8 protein-coding genes and 1 pseudogene are annotated in these 11,085 nt (G+C 74.4%); 5 read left to right on the top strand and 4 right to left on the bottom strand.

Going from position 1 to position 11,085, the window contains the following annotated elements; all coding sequences use genetic code 11:
* The 4 genes from LJ221_RS20805 to LJ221_RS20820 all read right to left on the bottom strand — a co-directional run.
* A partial coding sequence (locus tag LJ221_RS20805; protein ID WP_241718256.1) for a DUF3488 and transglutaminase-like domain-containing protein occupies positions 1–2,278 on the bottom strand: 2,278 nt, incomplete at its 3' end.
* Complete coding sequence (locus tag LJ221_RS20810) at positions 2,278–3,633, bottom strand: DUF58 domain-containing protein (protein WP_241718257.1); 1,356 nt, start codon at positions 3,631–3,633, stop codon at positions 2,278–2,280. The genes LJ221_RS20805 and LJ221_RS20810, both read right to left, overlap by 1 nt.
* Positions 3,633–4,658 carry a MoxR family ATPase gene (locus LJ221_RS20815; protein ID WP_241718258.1) on the bottom strand — a complete coding sequence of 342 codons (1,026 nt, stop codon included), beginning with the start codon at positions 4,656–4,658 and terminating at the stop codon, positions 3,633–3,635. Before LJ221_RS20815 ends, LJ221_RS20810 begins: the two co-directional genes overlap by 1 nt.
* Before the next feature lie 137 nt (positions 4,659–4,795).
* On the bottom strand, positions 4,796–5,326 hold the full coding sequence (locus tag LJ221_RS20820) for a carbonic anhydrase (protein ID WP_241718259.1): 531 nt from the start codon (positions 5,324–5,326) through the stop codon (positions 4,796–4,798).
* Positions 5,327–5,738: 412 nt separating this feature from the next.
* Here LJ221_RS20820 and rsmH point away from each other — a divergent pair, with 412 nt between their 5' ends.
* The 5 genes and pseudogenes from rsmH to LJ221_RS20845 all read left to right on the top strand — a co-directional run.
* Positions 5,739–6,695 (top strand): 16S rRNA (cytosine(1402)-N(4))-methyltransferase RsmH, encoded by a 957-nt coding sequence (gene rsmH, locus LJ221_RS20825; RefSeq protein WP_308314829.1) that lies wholly within the window; start codon positions 5,739–5,741, stop codon positions 6,693–6,695.
* Positions 6,692–7,135: a septum formation initiator family protein gene (locus LJ221_RS20830; RefSeq protein WP_308314830.1), complete on the top strand. Its 444-nt coding sequence runs from the start codon at positions 6,692–6,694 to the stop codon at positions 7,133–7,135. Before rsmH ends, LJ221_RS20830 begins: the two co-directional genes overlap by 4 nt.
* Positions 7,102–9,084 carry a penicillin-binding protein 2 gene (locus LJ221_RS20835; RefSeq protein ID WP_241718263.1) on the top strand — a complete coding sequence of 661 codons (1,983 nt, stop codon included), beginning with the start codon at positions 7,102–7,104 and terminating at the stop codon, positions 9,082–9,084. Before LJ221_RS20830 ends, LJ221_RS20835 begins: the two co-directional genes overlap by 34 nt.
* A gap of 34 nt (positions 9,085–9,118) precedes the next feature.
* Entirely contained in the window at positions 9,119–10,837 is a 1,719-nt protein-coding gene (locus LJ221_RS20840) for a UDP-N-acetylmuramoyl-L-alanyl-D-glutamate--2,6-diaminopimelate ligase (protein ID WP_374228520.1), read from the top strand.
* Positions 10,834–11,085, top strand: a pseudogene (locus tag LJ221_RS20845) (hypothetical protein); the annotation flags it as partial. The gene LJ221_RS20840 and the pseudogene LJ221_RS20845, both read left to right, overlap by 4 nt.

The following is an 11,085-nucleotide window of genomic DNA, read 5'->3' on the forward strand; positions in this document are numbered from 1 at the left end:
TCCTGGCGGAGCTGCGCGAGCAGGGCGAGCGGGACGAGGTCGCCGCAAGTGACGCGCGCTTCGCCGCCGCCTTGCACCGGGCGGTGCCGCTGCGGCGCCCGGCCCGTACCCGCCCCACGTCCTCGGCCAGCCCCTGCGCCGGCCGCGGCTCGGGCGCGTAGAGCGTCTGCTCGACCGCGGTGGCCAGCCGGTGCACGGCCTCGGCCGCCTCGCCCTCCAGCCTCCCCAGCCGCACGACGCGCGCCGCGGCCGTGCGCGGAGTAGTGGATTCCCGCGGAGAAACACCCAGGTCCCAGGCGGAGTCGGTCATCTCCCGCCAGGCGGCGAGGGCACGGGCGTCCGGACCGCCGCCCCTCAGCCGCCGGGACCGGACCCTGCCGCGCCACAGGGCCGGCAGCGCCAGGAGCCCCGCGACGAGCAGCACCGGTGCCGCCACCAGGAGGATGCTGCCCACCGGGAGGCCGCTTCCGGAGCCCTCGCCGCCCGGTGGGACGGCCGCCGCGCCGCAGTCCTCGGTGACCTGTCCCGGAAGACACTCCCCGGTCTCCGAGGGCTCCGGAAGCGGCTCGGCGCTGTCCCGCGTCCGCGGCTCGGGGACGTCCGACCGCTCGGGGGAGGGCAGGTCGGGCCGGGTGTACTCCGGCACACTGCCCCGGCTCGGGGTGGGCTCGAAGCGTGTCCAGCCCACGCCCTCGAAGTACAGCTCGGGCCAGGCGTGTGCGTCCCGCAGCCCCACCGTCATCCCGCCGCTGCCGTCGGAGGACCCGTCCGTGAAGCCCACCGCGACCCGTGCGGGGATGTCCAGGGTGCGGGCCATGGCGGCCATGGAGAAGGCGAAGTGGACACAGAAGCCCTCCCGGTCCTCCAGGAAACGGGCGATGGCCGCGCTGCCGCTGCCGGCCTTCACCTGGGTGTCGTAGCGGAAGCCTCCTTCGGAGGAGAACCAGTCCTGGAGTCTCACCGCCCGTTCGTAGGCGCTGGACGCGCCCTCGGTGACGTCCCGCGCCGTCGCGGCCACCACGGACGGCAGTGAGTCCGGTACGTCGGTGTACTCCTCCATGATCTGCGGTGAGGGCGCGGGGGCGGCCGCCAGCTGCCGCGCGGTCGGCCGTACCACCAGGCTGTCCACCTCGTACCGCACGCCCCGGGTGGTCTGGCCTCGGTCGCCGACGACCGTCCGGCCCTCCGGCTCGAAGCGCCACCGGCCGTCGACGCGCACCTCGGCGGCCGGATACGGCATGGGCAGCCAGTTCTGGGCGTACCAGTCGGCGGCCCGCAGCGAGGTGGTGACCCGTTCGGTGCCGACGGACGGCGACAGCCCGGGCACCGGCGGGAACGGACTGGGCAGATCGGTGATCCGCCGCTCCGAGGGTTTCCAGGAGGTGCCGTCGAACCGGTCCAGCGCCACGATCCGCAGATACATCTCCGAGGTGCTCTCGGCGTCGGTGGTGTAGGTCAGCACCGTGCGGTTGCTCGGCTGGTTCAGGCTGTCCTGCAGCGCGACCAGCGGGTTGACCGCGGAGACCGTGCCGCCGCCGTTCCCCGTGCCCCGCCCCTGCCGCGCGGTGTCCAGCAGTCCGCCGCCCAGTGACGGCAGCGCCGCGGGCGCCACCAGGGCGATGCCCAGTGCCACCGCGCCGATCCGCCGCCCGGTACGCACCGGCGGCGGCGTACCGCCGGACCCGCCGCCGAACACCCGGCCCCACCGCGACAGCCGGTCCCGGCCCTCCGTCAGGAGCAGCAGCAGGTAGCCGGCCGCCGCGCACAGGAACCACAGCGGACTCCCCCCGTCCGGGGACAGTCCGGCCGCGACCGAGTACAGCGCCAGCAGCGGCAGCCCGGCGGGGGCCGCGGCACGGTAGGTCACCGCCAGCAGGTCCACCAGCAGGCCGATGACGAGCACGCCGCCGACCAGCAGCAGCCGGATGCCGTCGGTGACCGGGGCCGGGATCGAGAACCGGCCGACGTCCGCGGTGCCCTGCGCCAGCAGCGCGCCGAAGGCATCGACGGCCTCCGGGCCCGGCAGCATCCCGAGCACGGCGTCCCCGCGGACGAAGACGAAGGTGAGCAGCAGCAGCGACACCACCGCCTGTGCCGCCACGGCCGGAGCCCCGGCCGCCGTCATCCGCCGCACCGCCGCTCCCACCGCCGCCTGGACGCCCAGCAGCAGGGCGGCCTGGAGCAGCCAGCCCGCCGGGGCGACCAGCGGCAGCAGCGCGCACGCCGCCGACAGGGTGGCCGCCCAGGCACAGAACGTCAGCCGGACCTGTCCGCTCATCACCGTCCGCTCCTCGCCGCCCGCCCGGGCGCCTGGCCCGCGGACCTGTCCGCCTGCTGCCACAGACCGGCCAGCGCCTCCCCGGGTTCGTACGTCAGTACTGTCCAGCCCGCCTCGCGCAGCGGCCGTTCCCGCTGCTCCCGCGCGGCCCGCTCGTGGAACCCGCGGGGGAGGAGGGCCACCGCGCTCCCGGCGCGGCGGCGCATCCGGCAGACCAGCGCGGTCTGCTCGTCGTCCAGTGAACCGAGGAAGGCCACCAGCAGTCCCTCGTGCCCGTCGTCGCCGCGCAGCACCTCGTAAGCCCGCGCGAGGCCCGGCTCACGGGAGTGCTCCACCACCGCCAGGGCGTCCAGGACCAGACCGGCGGTGCCGGAGGCCGCGGTGCCCGCGAGGCTCCCGCCCGGCCCGGGCACCGGTTCGCCGGCGTCGGTCAGCAGCCGTACGGTGCGGCCGCGTTCCAGCAGGTGCACGGCGACCGAGGCGGCCCCCGAGACCGCCCACTCGAACGCCGACTCCGGCCCGGAGCCGGCCCAGGCTCTCCGGCGGGTGTCCAGCAGCACCGTGCAGCGCGGCCGCTGCGGCTGCTCCTCGCGGCGCACCATCAACTCACCGTGGCGCGCGGTGGAGCGCCAGTGCACCCGGCGCAGGTCGTCGCCGTGGCGGTAGCCGCGCGGGATCACGTCGTCGTCGCCCGTCGTGGCCAGGGAGCGGTGCCGCCCCTCACCCGGGCCGGCGGCCTCCCCGGCGAACCGCACGTGGGGCAGTTCCTCCGTCCGCGGTACGACGGTGAGGGTGTCGCGGGAGCTGAAGGACCGCGTCAGCTCCACCATGCCGAACGGGTCCGTCAGCCGCAGTTGCAGCGGCCCCAGCGGGTAGCGCCCCCGCAGGTCGGAGCGGACCCGGTAGGAGACCTCGCGCCGACCGCCCGCCTCCATCCGGTCCAGGACGAAGCGCGGGCGCGGGCCCAGGACGTAGGGAACCTGGTCCTGGAGCATCAGCAGGGGGACCGGCAGCCGCGAGACGCTGTCCAGCCGCAGGTGCACGCGGGCCTCCTCGCGGGCGGGCACGCGGGTGGGGGACAGCCGCCGGGAGGCCGTCACGCGGTGGCGGGTGCGGTGCAGCACGACCGCGCAGACCAGGGGGAGCGCGGCCAGCAGCACCCCCACCCGCAGCAGGTCGCCCTGGCCCAGCACGTAGGCGCACACCACCGCTGCCGCCCCCGCGGCCAGGAACGACCGCCCCCGGGTGGTGAGCCCGGCGAACGCGGTGCGCAGGGTGTCCCGCCGCACCGCCGTCCCGGGGCCCGCGTCCGCGCCCCCGCCGGTGTCCCGGACGGCTGCGCCGGGGCCGTCCATCACAGCCTCCGTCGGGAGGGCCGGTCGTACAGCGGGGGCTGTGAGGTCGCCTCCCGGTAGTTGGACGTGGGTACGGGAACGCGCCGCACGATGTCGAGGACGATCTGCTCCGAGGTGTGCCCGCCGAGCCGGACCTGGGCGGTGGGCAGCAGCCGGTGCGCCAGCACGGGCCCGGCCAGCCCCTGCACGTCGTCGGGCAGCACGAAGTTCCGGCCGGCCAGGGCCGCCGCCGCCTTCGACGCCCGCAGCAGGTGCAGGGTGGCCCGGGGCGAGGCGCCCAGCCGCAGCTCGGGATGGTCGCGGGTGCCGGCGACGAGGTCGACGGCGTACCGGCGGATCGGCTCGGAGACGTGCACGTCGCGCACCGCCTCCACCAGTTTGGCGATCTCGTGCGCGTGGGCCACCGGCTGGAGGTCCTCCAGCGGGGGGGGCCCGCCGTGCACGTCGAGCATCCGCAGTTCGGCCTCGGGGCCGGGGTAGCCGATCGATGTCCGTACCATGAAGCGGTCGCGCTGCGCCTCGGGCAGCGGGTAGGTGCCCTCCATCTCGACCGGGTTCTGGGTGGCCACGACCATGAACGGGTCGGGCAGTTCGTAGCTGCGCCCGTCGACGGTGACCTGCCGCTCCTCCATCGACTCCAGCAGGGCCGACTGGGTCTTGGGGGAGGCGCGGTTGATCTCGTCGCCGATCACGACCTGGGCGAAGATGGCGCCCGGCTTGAACTCGAACTCCCGGCGCTGCTGGTCGTAGACGCTCACCCCCGTGATGTCGGAGGGCAGCAGGTCGGGGGTGAACTGGATCCTGCGCACCGAGCAGTCCACGGACCTGGCCAGCGCCTTGGCGAGCATGGTCTTCCCCACGCCCGGTACATCCTCGATCAGCAGGTGCCCCTCGGCCAGCAGCACGGTCAGCGAGAGCCGTACGACCTCCGGCTTGCCCTCGATCACGCTCTCCACCGACCGGCGCACCCGGTCCGCCGTGGCGGTCAGATCACTGAGATCAGCCCGTTCGTCATAGGTCGTCACCTGGCCCTCCTCGGCCCGCTCACGGGCCGGTCCGCCCGCGGCGGGCCGGCCATTCCGAACAACCGGCGCCTCCACCGCGGGATACCCGCGGCGGAGGACCGTCACTCAGGCATTCTTCACTTACACAGCCCCACACGTCACGATTCCGGGCCGTCCACCGGATCGATCTCCCGGAGCAGCCCGGTGGTGACGTCGAAGACGAAGCCCCGTACGTCGCCGGTGTGCAGCAGGAACGGTGAGGTGCGTACCCGCTCCATCGACTGCCGTACGTCCTGGTCGGCGTCCTTGAAGGACTCGACGGCCCACGACGGCCGCTGGCCGACCTCCATCTCCAGCTCGTGCCGGAAGTCCTCGGTCAGATTCAGCAGGCCGCAGCCGGTGTGGTGGATCAGCACGACCGAACGCGTACCCAGGGCGCGCTGGCTGATGGTCAGCGAGCGGATGACATCGTCGGTGACCACGCCGCCGGCGTTGCGGATGGTGTGGCAGTCGCCGAGTTCGAGGCCGAGTGCGGCGTGGAGGTCCAGCCGGGCGTCCATGCAGGCGACGACGGCGACCTTCAGCACCGGCCGGGCGTCCATCCCCGGGTCGGTGAACTCGGCTGCGTAACGCTGGTTGGCTGCGACGAGACGGTCGGTGACCGGCCCTTCGGAGGAAGACAATGGCATGCCTACGACGGTAACCGTCCGCCTTCCGTCCGGCTCGGTGTGGGGCAGGCAAAGCCGGTCAACACGTATGGGGTGTGAGGTAACCCACATGAGCGGCGTGCGGCCCCCGTACGGGTGGAACCAGCGGCGCGCAGGCGTGCCGCGCCCGCGCGGGGAAGCGGCGGTGACGCGCCTGACCAGTTGGTTGACCGGGGGGACGAGTGGACTAAAGTGACGCGAAGCGGGAGCCGGGCGAACGCCGGGCTCCCCTGCCGAGTCCCCGAGATCCCATGCGCGCGGGCGCGCGTACGGCCGCGTGCGGCCCGGCCTCCTCCCGCTCCCGGCCGGCGGCGCCCTTTCCCCGGCGCCGCCGTTCTTCCCCTTCGCGAGCGGGCGGGGACCAGGCCGTACGGGCCCGCTCAAGGAGAGTCCAGTGAGCACCAACGAGCGGCACGTCCCGGTCATGCTCCGGCGTTGTCTGGACCTGCTCGCCCCCGCGCTGGGCGAACCCGGCGCCACCGTCGTGGACTGCACCCTGGGACTGGGCGGACACAGCGAGGCGATGCTGTCGCGCTTCCCGGAGGCCCGGCTGATCGGCCTGGACCGCGACCCGGCCGCGCTGGAACTGGCGGGTGAGCGTCTGGCCCGCTTCGGCGACCGCGCCGTCCTGGTGCACGCCGTCTACGACGAACTGCCCGAGGTGCTGGGGCGGTTCGGCGTGCCGCGCGTCCAGGGGGTCCTGTTCGACCTCGGCGTCTCCTCCATGCAACTGGACGAGGCCGAGCGCGGCTTCGCGTACTCCAGGGACGCGCCGCTGGACATGCGGATGGACCAGCGCAGGGGCGTCAGCGCTGCGGAGGTCCTCAACACCTACCCTCCCGGCGAGCTGGTGCGCATCCTGCGCGCCTACGGCGAGGAGAAGCAGGCCAGGCGGATCGTCTCCGCGATCGTGCGCGAGCGGGAGAAGGAGCCGTTCGCCGGGAGCGCCCGGCTGGTCGAGCTGATCCGCGAGGCGCTGCCGCAGGCCGCCAAACGGACCGGAGGCAACCCCGCCAAGCGCACCTTCCAGGCGCTGCGCATCGAGGTCAACGGCGAACTGGCCGTGCTGGAGCGGGCGCTGCCGACGGCCGTCGCCGCGCTGGCGGTGGGCGGCAGGATCGCCGTTCTGTCCTACCACTCGCTGGAGGACCGCCTGGTCAAGCAGGTGCTCGCCGCGGGAGCCGCCGGCACCGCGCCGCCGGGGCTGCCGGTGGTCCCCGAGCGGTACCAGCCCCGGCTGAGACTGCTGACCCGGGGCGCGGAGCTCCCGGGCGAGGAAGAGGTCGCCGAGAACCGCCGCGCCGCCCCCGCCCGGCTGCGCGGTGCCGAGCGCATCCGGGAGGAGCCTTGAGGGCCGCGCCGAAAGCCATGTCCGGCGCCACCGGGAAACCGGCCTCCCCCACGCCCCAGCAGCGGCTGGCGAGGCTGGCACGGCTGGTCCCCGCGGGCGCCCCCTCCGGGCCGGCCCGCACCCCCTTCGTGCTGCTGGTGGTCCTGCTGCTCGGCTCCGGGCTGCTGGCCCTGCTGCTGCTCAACGCGGCCGTGAACCAGGGGTCCTTCGAACTGAGGGAGCTGGAGAAACAGGCCGAGGAACTGGCCGAGGAGGAACAGGCGCTCCAGCAGGACCTGGACTCCTTCTCCGCTCCGGACGCGCTGGCCGAACAGGCCCGGGAGCTGGGCATGGTGCCCGGCGGGAACCCCGTCTTCATCCTTCCCGACGGCACCGTCCGGGGCCGGCCCGAACCGGCCCCCGCCGTATCCGGGGGGCCGGAGGGGGAGGACGCCCCGTGAGCGAGAGCCCCCGGCGCCCCCGTCGTGCGCGGCCCGCCTCGCGTTCCGCCGCCCCGCGTTCCGCCGCCGCGTCCCGCTCCTCCCGCGCGCCCCGGCCCGCCGCCCGCACGCCCCGCCCGAGGGCGGGCACCGTAGGGCAGGGCAGCCACCGGCCCCGGCTGAGGCTGTTCGGCGTCCTGCTGACCCTGGTCACACTGGCCTTCACCGTGCGGCTGTTCCAGGTGCAGGCCGTGGACGCGAGCACCTACGCGGCCAAGGCCGATGTCAACCGCTACATCACCGTCCCGCTCGCCGCCGAGCGCGGCACCGTCACCGACCGCGACGGCGTCGCCCTGGCCACCACGGTCGACGCGTACGACATCACGGCCGACCCCTATCTGTTCACCCCCGAGCAGACGAAGGTCCCCGACGCGCCCGCCCGGGCGGCCGAACTGCTCGCCCCCGTCCTCGGCGTGGACGAGGAGACGCTCACCGAGCGGCTCTCCCGGAAGGAGACCCGCTACGTCCTGCTGGCCCGGCAGCGGCCCCCGCAGGTCTGGCGGCAGATCACCGACCTCAAGCGCGTGCTGGCCGGCCGGCAGCGCGCCGGCGGAGGCCACCACGTGCTGGCCGGGGTGTACTCCGAGGAGCACGCCAAACGCGTCTACCCGGGTGGGGGACTCGCGGCCGCGGTGCTCGGCTTCGTCAACTCCGAGGGCAGGGGCGGCGGCGGCCTGGAGGCGAAGTTCGACAAAGTGCTGGCCGGGAAGGACGGGAAGATCACCTATGCCCAGTCCGGCGGCCGCCAGGTGCCCACCGCGGACGAGCACGAGCAGCCCGCCCGCCCCGGTTCGGACGTGGAACTGACCCTCGACCGTGATATCCAGTGGGCCGCGCAGAGCGCCATCGAGGAACAGGTCGAGCGGTCCGACGCCGACGGCGGATACGTGATCGTCCAGGACGTCCGCACCGGCGAGATCCTGGCCCTGGCCGACGCGCCCGGCTACGACCCGGGCGACCTGTCCACGGCCAGCGCCTCCGCGCTGCGCAACGGCGCGGTGGAGGACGCGTACGAGCCCGGCTCCACCAGCAAGCTGATGTCCATGGCCGCGGTCCTGGAAGAGGGCGCGGCCACCCCGGGCACCCATGTCGTGGTCCCCAACCGGCTGCCGCGCGCGGACCGCAGCTTCGCCGACGACGTCGACCACCCCACCTGGTACCTCACCCTCAACGGGGTGCTCGCCAAGTCCAGCAACATCGGCACCATCCTGGCCGTCGAGCAGATCGGCGACACCCGAGCGGAGACCAACCGGGTGCTCCACTCCTACCTGCGCAAGTTCGGGCTCGGGCAGAAGACCGGTCTGGACTTCCCCGGCGAGACGCCCGGCATCCTCGCCGACCCCGGGGACTGGAACGCCTCGCAGCAGTACACCATCCCCTTCGGCCAGGGCGTGTCGATCAACGCCGTCCAGGCGGCCTCGGTCTACTCCACCGTCGCCAACAAGGGCGTGCGCGTCGAGCCGTCCCTGGTGCGCGGCACCACCGGGCCCGGCGGGGAGTGGAAGCCCGCGCCGGAACCGGAGCGGACCCGCGTCGTCAGCGAGAAGACCGCCACGACGCTCGCCACCATGCTGGAGTCGGTGGTGGAGGACATGGAGGGCACCGGCACCACCGCGCAGATCCCCGGCTACCGGGTGGCGGGCAAGACCGGCACGGCCAACCGGGTGGACCCCGAGACGGGCCGCTACAACGGCTACACCTCCTCCTTCGCCGGGTTCGCCCCCGCCGACGCCCCCCGCGTCACCGTCTACTGCGCCGTGCAGAATCCCAAGAGGGGCAGCTACTTCGGCAGCGATGTGTGCGGCCCGGTGTACCAGCAGGTCATGAAGTACGCGCTCAAGGCCCTGCGGATCCCCCCGACCGGCTCCGAGCCCCCGCGCCTGCCCGTCACCTTCGACCCCCGGGACTGACCCGGGAACCGACCGGAAAGCGACCGTGAGAACCATCGACGACCTCCCCCGCGACAATCCCGGCGCCAACGGCGGCGCGCCCGGCGCACCCGGCCCCTCGCTTCGCGGCGGGCCCGGCACGGCGGGTACGCTCACCGCCGTGCCACACGCTGATCAGACCCCATCCCTGCCCGCCCCGCCCCGCCCGGAGCGGGTCCGTCCCGTGCCGCTGGCGGAGCTGGCCCGGCGGCTGGGGGTCGCGGCCCCCGAGGGCGACGCGGCCGTCACCGGCATCACCCACGACTCGCGCGCCGTACGCCCCGGCGACATCTACATCGCGCGTCCGGGAGCCCGCTTCCACGGCGCGGACTTCGCTGTCCAGGCCGCCCGTCTGGGCGCCGTCGCGGTGCTCACCGATCCGACGGGCGCCGAGCGGGCAGCCGCGACCGGCCTGCCGGTGCTGACGGTGGCCGAGCCGCGCGAGGTGACGGGCGATCTGGCCGCCGCCATCTACGGCGACCCGGGCAGGGACCTGCTGCAGATCGGCATCACCGGCACCTCCGGCAAGACCACCACCGCCTACCTCATCGAGGGCGGGCTGCGCGCGGCGGCGAAGGAGGGGGAGCCGACCGGGCTGATCGGCACGGTCGAGTCCCGCATCGGCGACGAGCGGATCAAGTCCGAGCGCACCACCCCCGAGGCCACCGAACTCCAGGCGCTGTTCGCCGTGATGCGCGAGCGCGGGGTGCGCTCCGTGGCCATGGAGGTCTCCAGCCACGCGCTGGTGCTGGGCCGGGTGGACGGCTGCGTCTTCGACATCGCGGTCTTCAACAACCTCAGCCCCGAGCACCTGGACTTCCACCCGGACATGGAGGACTACTTCCGGGCGAAGGCGCAGCTGTTCACCAAGGCGCGCTCCCGCGCCGGTGTGGTCAACATCGACGACGAGTACGGACAGCGGCTGGCCGCGGGCGAGAGCGAGGTCCCCGTGACCACCTTCTCCGCCGAGGGCCACCCGGACGCCGACTGGCGCGCGAGCGACGTGGAGATCGGCCCGCTCGGCTCCGCCTTCACCGTCATCGGACCGGACGGCGAGACGGTCCGGGCAGCCGCCCCCCTGCCCGGCCCGTTCAACGTGGCCAACGCGCTCGCGGCCATCACCGCCCTGGTCGCCGCCGGGATCGACCTGAAGACCGCGGCCGAGGGCGTCGCCGCGGTACCCGGAGTACCGGGCCGGCTGGAGCGCGTGGACGCCGGCCAGCCGTACCTGGCGGTCGTGGACTACGCGCACAAGCCCGACGCCGTCGACTCCGTGCTGCGCGCCCTGCGCAAGGTCACCGAGGGCCGGGTGCACGCGGTGCTCGGCTGCGGCGGCGACCGCGACCCGCACAAGCGCCCCGCCATGGGCGCCGCACTGGCCCGGCTGGCCGACACCGCCGTCCTGACCTCCGACAACCCGCGCTCGGAGGACCCGCTGGCCATCCTCGCGGTCATGCTCGCGGGCGCGGCCGAGGTCCCGGTCCACGAGCGCGGCACCGTGCTGCTGGAGGAGGACCGGGCCGCCGCCATCGCGGCGGCCGTCGCCCGGGCCGAGCCAGGGGACACGGTGCTGGTGGCCGGCAAGGGCCACGAGCTGGGCCAGGACGTCGCCGGGGTGGTCCGCCCCTTCGATGACCGCGAGGTGCTGCGGGAGGCCGTCGAGCGCACCATGGCCGCCCGGCGGGACGCCGCGGACGACGGGCGTGACGGGAACACCGGGGAGAGCACGTCGTGATCCCGCTGACCCCCGCAGAGATCGCCGGCATCGTCTCCGGCCGGGTCCACGACATACGGGAACCGCAGTCGACCGTCACCGGCCCTGTGGTCAAGGACTCCCGGGAGGTGCGCCCCGGCTCGCTGTTCGTCGCCTTCGGCGGCGCCCGGGTGGACGGCCACGACCTCCTCGACCTTCTCGGTGAGGGTGACGCGCGCGCCGGTGGTCTGCGCCAGGGAGCGGGCCGCGGCCACCACGGACTCCTCCGG

Origin of the sequence: Streptomyces sp. CNQ085 (assembly GCF_022614595.1) — a bacterium.
Lineage (GTDB): Bacteria > Actinomycetota > Actinomycetes > Streptomycetales > Streptomycetaceae > Streptomyces.